Origin of the sequence: Moraxella sp. CTOTU48717 (assembly GCF_032057165.1) — a bacterium.
Classification (GTDB): Bacteria; Pseudomonadota; Gammaproteobacteria; order Pseudomonadales; family Moraxellaceae; genus Faucicola; species Faucicola tetraodonis.
Map to the genome: position 1 here is coordinate 14,548 of NZ_DAMBBC010000007.1, position 16,058 is coordinate 30,605.

Consider the following 16,058-nt stretch of genomic DNA (forward strand, 5'->3'; position numbering starts at 1 on the left):
TATCTGGATGTGTATTAAACTTTAAACTTCAGCCAGGCTAGTAGGGGCATCAATGGTTTCAATCACGCCACCCCCTAAACAAATATCACCGTCATAAAACACACAAGACTGACCGGGTGTCACCGCACGCTGTGGCTCGTCAAATACCACTTTTATGGTGTCACCCGTTTCATCAAGGGCAAAAACTGTGCAGGCTTGATCGGGCTGACGATAGCGCGTTTTGGCGGTACAGCGATAACCTTGGGCAGTAAACAGTTGGGCAGGTGCATCAACCACCCAGTCAAGCTTATAAGCAGTCAATTCAGTGGATTGTAACATCGGATGGTCATGCCCTTGACCGACAATCAGGCGATTATTATCCAAGTCTTTGTACAACACAAACCAAGGCGCCTCATCTCTATCTTTGACCCCACCAATACCAATACCGCCACGTTGACCAAGTGTGTAATACATTAAGCCATCATGGGTGCCGATTTTTTTGCCATCATCGGTATAGATATCGCCTTTTTGAGCGGGCAAATACTGCTGTAAAAAGTCTTTAAAGCGTCGCTCGCCGATAAAGCAAATGCCGGTAGAGTCTTTTTTCTTCGCTGTCGCTAAATCATACTGCTCGGCAATACGGCGTACTTCAGGTTTTTCTAATTCACCCACAGGGAACAATGTTTTGGCGATTTTATCGCCTGCGACTGCGTGCAGAAAATAGCTTTGGTCTTTATTGTTATCAAGTCCGCGCAGCAGCGGCGCTTTGCCATTTTCATCACCAAAACCGCGGCGTGCATAGTGACCGGTGGCAATATAATCCGCCCCCAAGGTTAGCGCATAATCCAAAAAGGCTTTAAACTTGACTTCTTTGTTGCATAAAATATCAGGATTTGGTGTGCGACCGGCGCTATATTCCGCCAAAAAATGCTCAAATACGCGATCCCAATATTCCATGGCAAAGTTGGCGGTATGTAGCTTAATACCGATTTTATCGGCGACCGCTTGCGCGTCGGCAAGGTCAGTCATGGCGGTACAATATTCGGTACCATCATCTTCTTCCCAGTTTTTCATAAACAAGCCTTCAACGTCAAAGCCCGCTTGTTTGAGCAAAACGGCGGTGACAGAAGAATCGACACCCCCTGACATCCCCACAATGACGCGAGTTTGGGCAGGGTTGGCAATATCAGATAAATTAACAGCAGTTGAATATGTCATAATTTTTAAAAGTGCCAAAAGGGTTATTATAGCAAATTTATTGCTTGTTAAAAATCAATAAACCTGCCACAATACCGTTATCGGATGAGCCGATATCGAAAAAACCCAACTTATTCTCGTAAGTTGGGTTTTTTAATGCGCAAATTATATTAATTGATTTTTTCAAATTCACTGATTGGCTTTAATAGATAAAGCGACATTGTAAATTCACAAACATTCTTTATATAACCTTTACTTATGATAAAAAATTTGGGGCTGGTATGCGTTGGATATTTCTGACCGTCATTGTATTGTTGTTTGAATTGTTTACTTATGGGGCAGGGCGGGGGCTGCAGTGGTGGGCAGGGTCTTGGTTATCCGATCGGTCTTCTCGCTATTTGATGATTAGTCTATTTGTGATGAGTAATGCGTTATTGGTATTTGGCATCGCACGATTGACAAGCTTTGGGCTTAAGCTGTCTATGACTTGGCTGACTATTTTGTGGTTTGTCATCATGTCGATGGTGGCGGTGGGCATTATCAATTTGGTGTTGATGAAAGTTGCCCCGCAATTTTTTAATTCCGTGAGTTATCAAACTTACGGAGAACGCATTTTGTTGCCGCTGGTGTTTTTTGGCATGGTGTTGATGGGTATTTATAATGCTTATACACCCACCATTCGTCATATCACCTTGACTGCCAATCAGCCACTTGCTAAACCGATTCGGATTGGGATGGTTTCAGACTTGCATTTGGGTCTAATGGTCGGTGAGCGGCAAATTAACCGATTAACCGATATGGTAAAAGTACACAACGTGCAACTGCTGCTGATGCCTGGCGATATCATGGATGATAATGTTGACTATTATACCTCGCAAAATATGCAGCCAGCACTGCAGCAACTAGCAAATGCAGTGCCAATGGGCGCGTACGCCACGTTAGGTAATCATGATATGTATGGGCATGAAGGCGAGATTCGCGATGCAATCCAAAAAGCCAATATCACCTTATTGGCAGATGATAACGTGTTGGTTGATAACCAGCTTTGGTTGGTAGGACGACTGGATAATCATGCCAGTTATCGTAAAGCGACCAAGGATTTAATGCCGTCAAGTACCGATAAGCCGATTATTTTACTTGACCATGAGCCCAATGAGATTGAACAAAACGTACAATTACCGATTGATTTACAAGTGTCTGGACATACCCATAATGGGCAGATATTTCCTGCCAATTTCATTGTCAAATTTATCAACCGTTTGGGTTACGGCTATGAGCGTATCAACAATACCGATGTGATTGTAAGCTCGGGCTATGGTTTTTGGGGTGTGCCGTTTCGGTTGGGCTCACAAGCGGAGCTTTGGGTGATTGATTTAGTCGGTAAAAAATCCTAAATCTAGCTTAATTACGCTTTAACTAATGTTTAATGAGGATATCAAGGCTACTGCGGATTATGATGATGAGAGATTACTGTATAGACACTGTCTGCATCATCAGTTGTATATTGCTACGAATATCCTCGAGTGATATGTGGTGGTCTTGCTGCAGGCAGTAACTTAAATTATTTAATATAATGCCTGCATACGTATGCCCTTGAAACTCTAAGTCGCCTGGGCGTCCATGACGCTTGGCATGCTCAATATAATTTTGTTTGATTAACGCATATATGTCATCATATAAATGAATATTGGGGGTTTTGATTTGCCAAAAAGCCAGTATGCGTTGTTTTTGCGCGTGAATAAACGCCCAAAATTGTTCCAAACACATCAGTAAATTTTCTTGACTGGCGACACTAAAGCGTTCAGTTAAAAACTTCTCATACACTTGGCGAAAATTACTTACCATTTTCTCTGCCAGCGCCTCTTTACTGGCGTAATGACGATAAAAGGTTGAGCGATTAATCGCCGCAGTATCTAAAATATCTTGGACCGTGATGGCGCGGTAACGTTTCTGCTGCAGTAATGCCAGAAAAGCTTGCTCGATATGTTGTTCAGTCTTAATGACCCGTAAATCATTTTCGTTCATCGCTTTTTTGTATCCTTACGCTCTTCATCTTACGCTTTATGTCTTAGCCTTTAAATTTTAGCAATCGCACGAATTGCGCAAAATTTTTACAATAAACAACATTATCTACCTAACTGTATTCTTATGCAACATTTATGTTTTATTTGATGCTTGATGGCTGTTTAGGATAGTTTTATATTGCCACCCATTAAGCATATCAAATTACATAATCAAGCATATTGTCTAGGATAAATCCGTCTGCCAACCGTCGGATTTTTTAGATTTTTCCACTCAAGTTTAGCGATAAGGACGAAAAAATGGCTGAAACCATGCCGACTGGGGTTGATGATAGCCCTGAACCAGCACCGACACCCGCACCTATAGATAGCACAACCCAACTTCCTGCCAAATCCAAACGTAAAAAAAACCTATTGTTATTTACCTTGATTGTTTTAGCGATTGCGGCGGTGACGTTATGGCTATACTTCACCCAATGGCGCTATCAAGTCAGTACCGAAGACGCCTATGTGAGCGGCAACCAAGTACAAATCAACGCGCAAATATCGGGGACGGTGACAGCAATTGGGGTCAATGACACGGATATGGTCAAAGCCGGGCAAACCTTGGTGGCGTTAGACCAAGCGGATAATGGCTTAGCCCTTGAAACCGCCAAAGCACAATTGCGAACAGCAATCAGACAGTACAAAACCCAAACTGCCAGCATTCAACAAGCTGATGTCAATATCTCGCAAGCGCAAACTGCGATGAATGAAGTACAATCGCAAATTGAATCGGCGAAAATTGCGCTACTTGCGGCACAAGCTGACTATCAACGTCGCGCCGCTTTGATGGCAAGTCAAGCAGTATCGCAAGAAGAAGTCCAGCATGCTGCCGACACTGTCAAAAAAGCCCAAGCCCAGCTCGACGCGGCAGTTGCCAAGCAAGCCACCGCTCGCTCTGCCGTTGTGACTGCCCAAGCACAGCGCAATGTGACAGTGGCCAATTTGGGTAAAAATGATGTGCTATCACAACCTGCGGTGCAAACCGCGGTGGCGAATATCCAAACCGCTTGGCTCAATCTCAACCGTACCCAGATCGTAGCACCCATCGATGGGCAAATTGCCAAACGCGGTGTGCAATTGGGTCAAAAAATCAGCGCAGGCACGCCTTTGATGGTGATTGTGCCGTTACATGATTTGTGGGTCGATGCCAATTTTAAAGAAAGCCAAATTAAAGACATTCATCTGGGTCAAGCGGTGAATTTAACATCAGATATCTATGGTAAAGAAGTTATTTATCATGGCAAAGTGATTGGCTTATCAGCAGGAACAGGCAGTGCGTTCTCGGTTTTGCCTGCCCAAAACGCCACCGGTAACTGGATTAAAGTCACCCAGCGTCTGCCTGTACGAATTGCACTCGATAGCAAAGAGTTGCAACAGCATCCGCTACGCGTGGGGCTAAGTATGCATGCCGAGCTGGATAGCCGAGACCAACAAGGCAAACCGCAGGTGGCTACCGCGACCGCTAGCAACAAACCGGTTGCCCAGCTGCAGCCGCAAGTCGATATGTCAGGCGCGACCAAAATTATCCAACAAATCATCCAGCAAAACCAATCATGAGGTGAAAAATGGCGGAAGCAATTTCACCCACTATGGATACCGAGCAGCTAGCGGCTGATAGTCAAGCCCGTATTCAGCTAAATCAGCCCGCGCCTTTATCAGGGATGCCGCTTGCGATTGTAACATTTGCGCTATCGATGGCGGTGTTTATGATGGTGCTTGATTCGACCATTGCCAATGTGGCATTACCGACCATTGCAGGAGATTTGGGTGCGGCGACCTCGCAAGGTACATGGGTGATTACCATGTTTGCCGTGTCCAACGCGATATCTATTCCCCTCACAGGGTGGTTGGCTCGTCAGTATGGCTCGGTCAAAGTGTTTTTGGTGTCGGCAAGTTTATTTGTATTTTGTTCATGGCTATGCGGGGTGTCCCATAGTTTGACGATGCTGATTATTGCCAGGGTGGCGCAAGGGGCAGTGGCAGGCCCGATGATTCCACTGGCACAAAGTCTATTATTACAGTCTTTTGCGATTGAAAAACGGGCGATGGCGCTTGGATTATTTGCTATGGTCGTGGTCACCGCGCCGATATTAGGTCCGATTTTGGGCGGCTATATCTGCGATAATTATCACTGGGGCTGGATATTTTTTATCAATATTCCGATTGGTATTGTCGCCATCATTTTGGCATGGCAACAACTTAAAGACCGCGAAACGCCTGTCATCAAGACCGATATTGATAAAGTAGGCCTTGTTTTGATGATTGTCGGGGTGGGTGCACTGCAGTTTTTCTTGGATCGTGGGCGTGAGCTCGATTGGTTTGCCTCCCCTGAAATCATTGCTTTAGCCGTCATTAGCGTTTTATGTTTGAGTTATTTGATAATTTGGGAGCGCGGTGAGGAACATCCGATTATTGATTTGTCGATTTTTCAAGACCGCAATTTTACTATTGGCACATTGGTGATTAGCTTGGCATTTTTGCTATATATGGGCGCCATTGTGTTACTGCCCGTCATGCTACAGCAAACCATGGGCTATACCGCAGTTTGGGCAGGTCTGGCAGCGGCACCGATTGGTATTTTCCCGGTATTGTTGACGCCCTTAATCGGTAAATACGCGCGAAACATCGATATGCGCATCTTGGTGACGTTAAGTTTTTTAATTTATTGTGCCACCTTCGTATGGCGAAGTGATTTTAATCCGCAGATGACGTTTTGGGATGTGTTTTGGCCGCAGTTTATCCAAGGACTGGGTACTGCCATGTTTTTTATGCCCTTAACTACCATTGCGCTCTCCAACATTTCGCATGATAAAATGGCGGCAGCGACAGGGATTTTTACCTTTGTGAGAACCTTGGCGGGCGGGATTGGCGCTTCAATGGTGATGACTGTGTGGGAAAGACGCAGCAATCATGCCCATACTTATTTGACCGAAAGTATCACCCAAAATTCCAATTTTGATGCGTGGTCAAAAAGCCTGCAAGCGTCTGGCATGAGTTATGAGCAAACGCTGGCACTCATCAACCAAAATATTAACCAACAGGCGCTGATTATTGGCTCGAATGAGGTCTTTTATGTGTTTGGCTTGGTGTTCTTATTATTGATTGGTATGATTTGGCTTGCCAAACCGCCATTTCACCATTAAAAATAAGGGTTTAAGCTACTGTGCACAAATTGACGCTGATAAAATGTTACTATCGTCAAGTACATAGATAACTTTGGTTACAAAATAAAATTTAACCGCAATTTTATAATTCGACTTATAATAATCCATCTTATCAAATTGCGTCGTTAATTTATGAGTAAAGCACATGCTAAAAGCTCGGTACCTGCCCTGACATTAGGGGCAATCGGGGTCGTTTATGGCGATATCGGTACCAGTGTACTGTATTCAGTAAAAGAAGTTTTTAATTCTGGTCATGTCGCCTTTAACGTTGCCAATATCTATGGGGTGCTGTCGTTATTTGTATGGACGATTACCATCATCGTCAGTCTCAAGTACATCTCGTTGGTGCTACGTGCCGACAATAAAGGGGAAGGCGGTCTGATTGCGATGCTCGCTTTGGCATCAAGCGCGGTGAAACATCGCCCAAAATTGCACGCAATCATCATGACCATGGGAATATTTGGTACCTGCTTGTTTTATGGCGATGGGGTGATTACCCCATCCATCTCGGTGCTATCGGCAGTAGAAGGTTTGACGGTGGTATCGCCACGGCTGCATAGTGTGGTGATACCTGCCACGCTGACCATTTTGTTCATACTGTTTTTTGTGCAAAAATTTGGTACCAAAGGTATCGGCAAGCTGTTTGGACCTGTGATGGTGCTATGGTTTTTGTTGATTGCTGGCATTGGGGTTTATCATATTCAGCACAATGTCAAAATCTTGCAAGCCATCAATCCCATCTATGCTTATCAGTTTGTGATGGCCAATCCGACACTCGCCTTTATCATTTTGGGGGCAGTTGTGTTGTGTGTGACAGGCGGTGAAGCCTTGTATGCCGATATGGGGCATTTTGGCAAAAAACCGATTCGTATCGCTTGGTTTTCCATTGTCATGCCCGCCTTGCTGCTTAATTATTTTGGTCAAGGCGCATTTTTACTCGCCAATCCTGAGGGCAAATCCAATCCCTTCTTTTTGATGATTCCAGATGCCATGCGTATCCCGATGGTAGTGATGGCAACCTTAGCGACAGTGATTGCGTCACAAGCGCTGATTTCTGGGGCGTTTAGTATCACCAAACAAGCGGTGCAACTGGGCTTTTTACCGCGTATGCGTATTGTGTATACCAATGTCAAAGAAGTGGGTCAGGTGTATATTCCAGCGATTAACTGGGGCTTATTTATCGCCATTGCGTTTGCTGTGGTGATGTTTAAATCGTCCGGTGCGTTAGCGGCCGCTTATGGTATTGCGGTTTGTACGGATATGCTGATTACCACGATATTGACCTTCTTTGTGATTCGCTATGCGTGGAAATACCCATTGCTACTGTGTATCACCGCGACCTCATTGTTCTTTGTGGTGGATTTCTTGTTTTGGGCGTCAAATCTGCTTAAGCTCCTCAAAGGCGGCTGGTTCCCATTGTTGTTAGGGGGCGTCATGTTTGTGCTCATGATGACTTGGCGAGATGGGCGTAACTTGGTGAGAATTGCCCATACCACAAGACAAATTAACTTAAAAAATTTCTTGGATGACTTGTTTGGCAGTTTTACCAATAAACGCTTACAAATAGCTCTGGAGTCAACGCAAGGCAAATTAGAAAAGCTGACCCAAGATATTGAAAACGCGCCACTTGAGAATATCCAAGAGCTGCAAAATCAGCAAGCGGTACTGCAGGAGAAAATCTTAATCAACCAGCGCTGCCAAGTGCTCTTTGAAAATATCAAAAAAATCAAAGGTATTGCCGTATTTATGGTCTCTGAAGTCGATATCGTACCCGTGGCGTTGAAACAAAACTTAAAGCACAATAAATGCTTGCATGAGTACAATATCTTTGTCACTGTGAATACCCTAGAAACCCCTTGGGTGGGTCTCAGCAAGCGTAGTGAAGTGACCTATTTGGGACACAATTGCTGGAAGGTAGTGCTCAATTTTGGCTTTAAAAATGACCCTGATGTGCCAGACTCACTCAAACACATTCAGCAATTTAACTTTGATTTCGATCCTGCCAAGGTGAGTTATTTCTTATCCCATGAGGCGGTGGTGGCATCTGAGAGTATTAAAGGTATGGCGTTATGGCGTGAAAAATTGTTTGCCCATATGCACCGTAATGCCGGCACCGCGGCTGAGTTTCTAAAACTTCCTAGCAACAATGTGGTAGAAATGGGTGCCAAAGTAGAAATTTAAATGCCCAACTAAAAAGCCATTCCTTCGATAGTGGCTTTTTTTTCTGCTTTTCTGCTTGATTGTGACTTAGTCTGTTTCAAATGCTTGATTCAGCGAGGCTTCGACGGCATCAATTCGCGCTTGGCATACTTTATAGGCGTCAATGGACTCCGCTACAATGGTCATCAGTGCGTCGATGTTGGGTTCTTGGCTATTTTGCAAGCGCTGTGCATTTGTTTTTAACACCTCATAGGCGCTTTTGAAATCAGTTGGCTCGGTCATGGTTATTCCTGTTGATGGATAGGTCAGTTTTTTGGGTGTTTGGCATTGACAGTGGCTTGTAGATAGCCATCTTGTAGTTCAATGGTTATGGTTGAATTGGGTTCAACTTGGGCAATCGAAGTCATCACCGTATTTGATGTAGGATGCGAGGTTCGGATAATCGCATAGCCACGGGTTAATACGGTCGACGGATGCTGTAACAATGTCATCTCACGCAGTTGGTTGGTCGATTGACGAGCGGTGGTGATTTGTTGATAGGCAAGCTGGCGAATCTGTACAAATTGGTTGTCCATGGCAAGTTTAGCGGCAGATAATTGTCGCTGCGCTGCCGATTGTATCTTGGTAAGTTGTTGTTCGCTATCACGGCGTGCCTGCATGATGCTGGACTTAGCAATTTGCTCGATAGTCAAAAAATGTTGTTTGGCAGCTTGGGTAATAGTGAGCAGATGATTGCGAATGCCTGCGATAACCTTGGATGGGGTATCAAAACTTTGATGTGCCACTTCATCTAGCATGACGCGGTCGCGCTCATGACCAATGCCGACCCATACCGGTATCGGCTGCTCCGCCACCAGCGCGGCAAGTTCGTAATCATTGAGATAGGCCAAATCGCCCACCGCGCCACCACCCCGGATAATCACTATCAAATCTGTGGTAATATGCTGCTTGCTCAGATTTTTCATGCCTTTAATGAGGGCTTGGCGGATATCTTCAGGGGCGTGATTGCCTTGAAAGGTGGCGTGCTCATAATGAAAAATACACGCTCCTGTGCTGGCGAGCCTATCGGCATCCGCGCGAAAATCGCCTAGCCCTGCAGCTTTTTCAGGGGCGATGACGAGCACATGCTCAATATCAAACGGCATCGGGAGCGATTGATTGAGATCGAGCAGCCCTTCTTCATGCAGCCTGGTTAAAATCATTTGGTATTGCTTTGCCAAATCGCCCAGTGTGTAAGTGGGGTCGATATCGACGATGTTTAGCGAAAAGCCATATTGGGCATGGAACGTGGCTGAGACTTTGAGCAATACATTCAAGCCTCGCTCAAGGCTCATGCCAGTGTTTTTTTCGAACTTTGCCAGTATTTTGGCTGCTTGACCACGCCATAGCGTGCCGCGGCAGCTGGCGGTGACTTTGCCATCCATATCTTTATCCGCCAATTCAAAATAGTAGTGACCGCCTTTGGCTGACAGACTACGAATTTCAGCTTTCACCCAAACAGTATGGGCAAACGTTTCACTAATCACCAACTGAACAGCGGATAGATAATCGCTCAGTGACAATACAGTGTCGCTTAACGCCTGTTGCAGTTGGCTATCGCGATCTTGAATGGCTAATTGTTCGCTAAAGTCATAATCGTTTAAGTTATCAACGCTTAAGTTATCAATACTGCCACGCTTTGCAGTTGCTTTATTGTCATCCTCACCATCGTCAAGCAGCGCCAAAAATACGTCATCAGCCTGATTTAATGAGGTGGTTTGCAAATCCAGTCGTGCGAGCTGCTCTTCAATTGATTTGATAACAGTTTTGGAAGCTTTTGCCATGGAGGATTCTTGATAATTAAAAATAAAATTGTAGGCGAAAATGATAAAGCTGACAACGTGACATTTGTGATTGAGGTGTGATTCAGGCTTGATACAGCCTGTTAAGCTGTTAATTTTAAATATTACATTATATTTTATGATGTAATATTCAGAAGTGGAATATGGATACAGAATAATATTGTTTTTGCTTGACGACGCTTTTTTTGTAAAATAGTATGAATAAATTTAACATTTAACATTATATATTGATTTTTATACATTGAGATGAGGGGTGACCATGATGACTGTTAATTTTCAAAAAAAAACTAAGGTTCAACACAAAACCGTAGCTGTGCTATCAAGTCTAGCGTTATTAGGCGTGAGCCTAGCGGGTTGTTCACGTGCGCCCACCCAGCAAGACCAACAAGCCGCTTCAGGTCAAGCCGCGACGCAATCAAATGCAGGCGCGAGCGATAAAGGCACTATTAAACTGCTCAATGTTTCCTATGACGTCGCTCGTGACTTTTATAAAAGCTACAATCCCCTGTTTATCAAAGACTACGAAGCCAAAAATAGCGGCAAAACCGTTGATATCCAGCAATCGCATGGCGGTTCTAGCAAACAAGCGCTCGCAGTTGCCAATGGTCTGCAAGCAGACGTGGTCAGTATGAACCAAGGCTCAGATGTAGAGCTGTTGGTGAAAAAAGGCTTGGTAGCGCAAGATTGGCAAAGCCAATTCCCAAACAAAGCAGTACCCTATACCAGTGCCATCGTGTTTTTGGTGCGTAAAGACAACCCAAAACAAATCAAAGACTGGTCTGATTTGGCAAAACCAGGCGTACAAATCGTACTTGCCAACCCAAAAACCACGGGTAATGGGCGTTATGCCTTTTTAGGCGCGTATGGCTACGGCTTACATAGTTTTAATAAAGATGAAAGTAAAACCAAAAACTTTGTCAAAGCGTTGCTCAAAAACGTACCGGTGTATGAAAATGGTGGGCGTGCGGCGACTACCACGTTCTTACAACGTCAAATTGGCGATGTGTTAGTCACCTTTGAAAATGAAGCCAACCTAGCTGTTAAACAGTTTGGGAAAGGCGATGTGCAAATTGTTTATCCAAGCTATACCATATCAGCAGAAAACCCCGTGGCGATTGTCAAATCAGTGACCGATAAAAAAGGCACGAACGACGCAGCGAAAGCGTATCTTGATTATTTATGGAGCGAGCCTGCCCAGCAATTGGCGGCAGATTTATACCTGCGCCCAAGCGACGCGGCGGTACTGGCTAAAAATCAAGATAAATTACCCGCGCTTACTACCTTTAGCCCCAATGCCGAATTTGGTAGCTGGACGGATATCATGACCAAATACTTCAAAGATGGTGGTGTTTTTGATCAGCTAGCCAGCCCAACGAGCACCATAGCATCGGCACCTGCGGCAAAATAGTTCGCTGTTTTTACCTAATAAAACCAGAGTTCGGCTCTGGTTTTTTATTCTAGCTAAGAATATTTAAAGCGCATAAATATAGTTTGGAAAATCAAAGTGAGATGGTACTATAGCCGTGCTTAAAATTTTGGATACAGAGCTTTTTGTATCTTTATTTTTATATGTTTATTATTTTAAATTCTCACGTTGCCTACCGATTATTAGTAAAGGAAGCCCTGCATGGCAAGCATCAATGCTAACCATCAAGCCGATTTAACATCAAACAATCAGCCTAAAACACCCAATTCACCCTTGAAACGCAATAAAAAGCGCCATATCATGCCGTTTTTTAATTTGAGTTTGGGCATCAGTGTATTGGCATTGTCGATTATCGTGCTGTTGCCATTTGTGGCGATGGTAATGACAGCCGCCGATATTGGCGTGGCAGGCTTTATCAAAACCATTGCCGAGCCGCGCGTCAAGGCAGCGATTGAACTGTCGCTAAAAATGTCATTGCTAGCGACATTGACCAATTTGGTGTTTGGTACGCTGATTGCATGGGTGTTGGTGCGCTATGAGTTTTGGGGAAAGTCGATTTTAAATGCGCTCGTGGATTTGCCCTTTGCCTTGCCAACGGCGGTAATGGGTATTTCGTTAGCAACCTTATATGCACCCAATGGTTTAATCGGGCAGTTTTTTGCGCCATTCGGCATTAAAATTGCTTTTACCCCCATTGGTATTTGGTTGGCGCTAATTGTGGTGAGTTTGCCGTTTATTGTGCGTGCGGTACAACCTGTGCTTGCGGAGCTGTCGCCAGAATATGAAGAGGCGGCATCGGTGCTAGGCGCTGGGAGATTGACAACTTTTAGACGGGTCATCTTGCCGGAGTTGTATCCTGCGTTGCTGATGGGCTCGGGCATGATGTTTGCGCGGGCGACGGGGGAGTATGGCTCGGTGATTTTTATTGCGGGTAATTTACCGATGAAATCTGAGATTTTACCGTTAATCATTATTGGTAAGCTTGAAAGTTTTGATGTACAGGGGGCTGCCGCGGTTGCTTTATTTATGTTGATGATTTCGTTTGTGATTTTATTTGCCATTAATGCCTTGCAGTGGCTATTGACCAAACGTATGGGCGGGGCAAGTGTATGATAGACAGCAGCCAATATCCTTACCAAACCCAAGCCGCAACCCGTGAGCCGACATGGCTACGTTATACCTTAATTGGTATTGCGGTGGCGTTTATGACGCTGATGCTAGTGATTCCGCTGATATCGGTGTTTTATGAGGCCTTAAAATCTGGCTGGCAGTTGTATGTGGCTGCCTTGACCGATCATGAGGCATTATCGGCCATCAAGCTTACCTTGATTACGGCGCTGATTGTGGTACCGATTAATACGGTGATTGGGATTGCCTTAGCCTGGCTATTGACCCGATTTGATTTTAAAGGTAAGCAATTTCTCACCACGCTGCTAGATTTGCCATTTTCGGTATCTCCGGTGGTTGCAGGTTTGATGTTTGTCGCGCTACTGGGCGCCAATACTTGGCTTGGCGGCTGGCTAGAATACTTTGGTTTTCAAGTGATTTTTGCCATTCCCGGTATCGTGCTTGCCACCATGTTTGTGACTTTTCCATTCGTGGCGCGTGAAGTGATTCCGCTGATGCAGTCGCAGGGCAGCAGTGAAGAGCAAGCGGCATTAACACTCGGTGCCTCAGGCTGGCAAATGTTTTGGCGGGTGACGCTGCCCAATATCAAATGGGCATTGCTATACGGTATTATTTTGACCAATGCCCGGGCGATGGGTGAGTTTGGCGCGGTGAGTGTGGTCTCAGGTCATATTCGCGGTGAAACCAATACCATGCCGCTATTGGTTGAGATTGCCTACAATGAATACAACATGACGGCGGCGTTTGCGTTGTCGAGTTTGTTGGCGTTGTTGGCACTCGTTACCTTAATCGTGCAGCAGGCGTTGACTAAACGTCAGTCTGCCAATGATGAATAACATTGATGCAATTTAAAAAGTAAAAAAAGTTAAGAGAATACCATGAGTATCGAAATCCGTGATATCACCAAACAGTTTGGTCGCTTTACTGCACTACAACCGATTAATTTAACCGTACCGACGGGCAAATTAACCTCGCTCTTGGGACCTTCAGGCTGCGGTAAGACAACCTTACTGCGCATCATTGCAGGGCTTGAGCTTGCCGATACGGGGCGTATTTTGTTTGATGGTGAAGATGTGACCGATGTGCCTGTCCAGCAGCGTCATATCGGCTTTATGTTCCAGCATTACGCGTTATTTCGCCATATGACCGTGTTTGATAACGTGGCGTTTGGCTTGACCGTCATGCCAAAAAACAAACGCCTAAGCAACGCGGAAATCAGCAAAAAGGTCAATCATCTGCTGGAGCTGGTGCAACTATCCCAAACCGCAAAAAAATACCCGCATCAACTCTCAGGCGGTCAGCGTCAGCGTATCGCATTGGCGCGTGCGCTAGCGGTAGAGCCAAAGCTGTTGTTACTCGATGAGCCATTTGGCGCACTCGATGCCAAGGTGCGTAAAGAATTACGCGCTTGGCTGCGCTCGATTCATCATGAGCTCGGTGTCACCAGTATTTTAGTGACCCATGACCAAGAAGAAGCGGCAGAATTATCCGATGAAATTGTGGTGATGAACCAAGGTCAAATCGTGCAAGTTGGGGATTATGAGACGCTAGTCAATCATCCCTCGAATCATTTTGTTGCCAATTTTCTGCAAGATTCGCACGTCGAATATGTGATTTAGCTTATTTAAATGTAGCTTAGTTAAGCAATAAAAAAAGAAGCCGTGTGCTTCTTTTTTTTGCTAAAGGCTGGATAAAAAAAGGGTATTATCACATACCCTTTTTATCGATGGATTATCGATTGATAAATGAAACCTCACAATGATTATTTTGCAGAGTGACCGGTTAGCTCAACTTTATGTTTTTGATGATCTTCTAAGCCTTCATAGTAGTTACGAAGTACCGCTAACACTTCTGGACGGCTAAAGTTATCAGGCACGTCTTCGCCTTCAGATAAGGCTTTACGCAATTTGGTACCTGAGACTTTGACATGATGGCTGGCATCGTGTGGGCAAGTTTTGGTCGATGCCATCGAGTCACAAGCGTCACACCAGAATGTCCAGTCAATTTTTAACGGTTGGGTGATTAAATCATTCGGTTTGAGCGTATCAAAAATATGCTGCGCATCAAACGCGCCATAGTAATCACCCACGCCCGCATGGTCACGCCCGACAATCAAATGGCTACAGCCGTAGTTTTGACGGAATAAGGCATGTAATAACGCTTCACGCGGACCGGCGTAGCGCATATCTAGTGGATAGCCTGCTTGGATGACGGTGTCTTTACGGAAGTAATGGTCGATTAAGGTACCAATGGCTTCTTGGCGTACATCTGCAGGAATATCCCCAGGTTTTAATGCACCAAGCAATGAATGAATGAGTACGCCATCACAGATTTCAATGGCGATTTTGGCAAGGTATTCATGTGAGCGGTGCATCGGGTTACGGGTTTGGAAGGCAGCGACGGTTTTCCAGCCATTTTTAGTAAAGATGTCACGGGTTTGTGCCGGGGTGAGGTAGATATCACCATATTTGCTCGGAAATTCGCCTTCGCTTAATACCACCACATCGCCCGCTAGGTTGACATCACCTTGTGCCATTACCATAGCAACGCCAGGATGCTCAATCTCTGTAGTGCCAAAGACGGTTTGGCATTCGTGCGCTTTATCAATGCGGTATTTTTCGCTTAAGGTCAAAATCCCCATGATTTCGCCTTGGTATTCCAGCGCAATGTCATCGCCTAGGTTTAGCGTATCGGCAGTGGCAGCATCGGTCGATAGGGTAATAGGAATGGGCCAAAATACGCCCGCATTGTCGCCAGTGGTTAAATGCATATTGTCACATACGCTTTGCCAGTCTGCTTGGTTCATAAAACCATCTAGCGGGGTAAAGCCGCCAATACCGAGCATAATCAAATCACCGGCTTCACGGGAGCTGATTTGGATTTTTGGCAGATTTTTGGCTTTTTGCTGAGCAGCGGTAAACGCATCGCCTTTAAGTAATTTTTCTTTTAATGTGTCACTACCGTGTGGTGGGACCAGTTGGCTTAGAGAATGGAGAGTTGAAGTGGCGCTTTGGCTCATCGGATTTCCTATATTAGCGGGTCAAAATTAACGTGTCAAAAAACAGACGGTTCAAAAAGATTAAGGTAGCGTATAATA

The 16,058-nt window shown here is 45.0% G+C and carries 12 protein-coding genes and 1 pseudogene; 8 read left to right on the top strand and 5 right to left on the bottom strand.

Going from position 1 to position 16,058, the window contains the following annotated elements; all coding sequences use genetic code 11:
* Positions 1 to 21 precede the first annotated feature (21 nt).
* Positions 22 to 1,197, bottom strand: coding sequence for a tRNA 2-thiouridine(34) synthase MnmA (gene mnmA, locus RT084_RS05620; RefSeq protein WP_313097981.1), 1,176 nt, complete (start codon positions 1,195 to 1,197; stop codon positions 22 to 24).
* A 260-nt stretch (positions 1,198 to 1,457) separates the two neighbouring features.
* Between mnmA and RT084_RS05625 the strand changes: the two genes are divergently transcribed.
* Positions 1,458 to 2,570, top strand: coding sequence for a metallophosphoesterase (locus RT084_RS05625; RefSeq protein ID WP_313097983.1), 1,113 nt, complete (start codon positions 1,458 to 1,460; stop codon positions 2,568 to 2,570).
* Between the two features lie 73 nt (positions 2,571 to 2,643).
* On the opposite strand, the gene RT084_RS05630 is transcribed toward RT084_RS05625, so the two are convergent.
* Entirely contained in the window at positions 2,644 to 3,201 is a 558-nt protein-coding gene (locus RT084_RS05630; protein WP_203171935.1) for a TetR/AcrR family transcriptional regulator, read from the bottom strand.
* A 296-nt stretch (positions 3,202 to 3,497) separates the two neighbouring features.
* Between RT084_RS05630 and RT084_RS05635 the strand changes: the two genes are divergently transcribed.
* From RT084_RS05635 to RT084_RS05645, 3 genes are all read left to right on the top strand, one after another.
* Positions 3,498 to 4,799: an HlyD family efflux transporter periplasmic adaptor subunit gene (locus RT084_RS05635; RefSeq protein WP_313097986.1), complete on the top strand. Its 1,302-nt coding sequence runs from the start codon at positions 3,498 to 3,500 to the stop codon at positions 4,797 to 4,799.
* A gap of 8 nt (positions 4,800 to 4,807) precedes the next feature.
* Positions 4,808 to 6,385 carry a DHA2 family efflux MFS transporter permease subunit gene (locus RT084_RS05640; RefSeq protein ID WP_313097988.1) on the top strand — a complete coding sequence of 526 codons (1,578 nt, stop codon included), beginning with the start codon at positions 4,808 to 4,810 and terminating at the stop codon, positions 6,383 to 6,385.
* A 153-nt stretch (positions 6,386 to 6,538) separates the two neighbouring features.
* The gene (locus tag RT084_RS05645; RefSeq protein ID WP_313097989.1) at positions 6,539 to 8,587 is read left to right on the top strand and encodes a potassium transporter Kup; all 2,049 of its coding nucleotides are present in this window, start codon (positions 6,539 to 6,541) and stop codon (positions 8,585 to 8,587) included.
* A 66-nt stretch (positions 8,588 to 8,653) separates the two neighbouring features.
* Here RT084_RS05645 and xseB read toward each other — a convergent pair whose 3' ends face one another.
* On the bottom strand, positions 8,654 to 8,848 hold the full coding sequence (gene xseB / locus RT084_RS05650) for an exodeoxyribonuclease VII small subunit (RefSeq protein WP_076776608.1): 195 nt from the start codon (positions 8,846 to 8,848) through the stop codon (positions 8,654 to 8,656).
* Positions 8,849 to 8,871: 23 nt separating this feature from the next.
* The gene (gene xseA / locus RT084_RS05655) at positions 8,872 to 10,389 is read right to left on the bottom strand and encodes an exodeoxyribonuclease VII large subunit (protein ID WP_313097992.1); all 1,518 of its coding nucleotides are present in this window, start codon (positions 10,387 to 10,389) and stop codon (positions 8,872 to 8,874) included.
* A gap of 277 nt (positions 10,390 to 10,666) precedes the next feature.
* Between xseA and RT084_RS05660 the strand changes: the two genes are divergently transcribed.
* From RT084_RS05660 to RT084_RS05675, 4 genes and pseudogenes are all read left to right on the top strand, one after another.
* The gene (locus RT084_RS05660) at positions 10,667 to 11,815 is read left to right on the top strand and encodes a sulfate ABC transporter substrate-binding protein (protein ID WP_409418428.1); all 1,149 of its coding nucleotides are present in this window, start codon (positions 10,667 to 10,669) and stop codon (positions 11,813 to 11,815) included.
* Positions 11,816 to 12,034: 219 nt separating this feature from the next.
* On the top strand, positions 12,035 to 12,946 hold the full coding sequence (cysT, locus tag RT084_RS05665; protein WP_198510400.1) for a sulfate ABC transporter permease subunit CysT: 912 nt from the start codon (positions 12,035 to 12,037) through the stop codon (positions 12,944 to 12,946).
* A complete protein-coding gene (gene cysW, locus RT084_RS05670; protein ID WP_050325393.1) occupies positions 12,943 to 13,797 on the top strand; it encodes a sulfate ABC transporter permease subunit CysW in 855 nt (284 codons plus the stop codon). Before cysT ends, cysW begins: the two co-directional genes overlap by 4 nt.
* 42 nt (positions 13,798 to 13,839) lie before the next feature.
* Positions 13,840 to 14,550, top strand: a pseudogene (locus tag RT084_RS05675) (sulfate/molybdate ABC transporter ATP-binding protein); the annotation flags it as partial.
* Positions 14,551 to 14,723: 173 nt separating this feature from the next.
* On the opposite strand, the gene sat reads toward RT084_RS05675, so the two are convergent.
* Complete coding sequence (gene sat / locus RT084_RS05680; RefSeq protein WP_313097994.1) at positions 14,724 to 15,980, bottom strand: sulfate adenylyltransferase; 1,257 nt, start codon at positions 15,978 to 15,980, stop codon at positions 14,724 to 14,726.
* Positions 15,981 to 16,058: the final 78 nt, after the last annotated feature.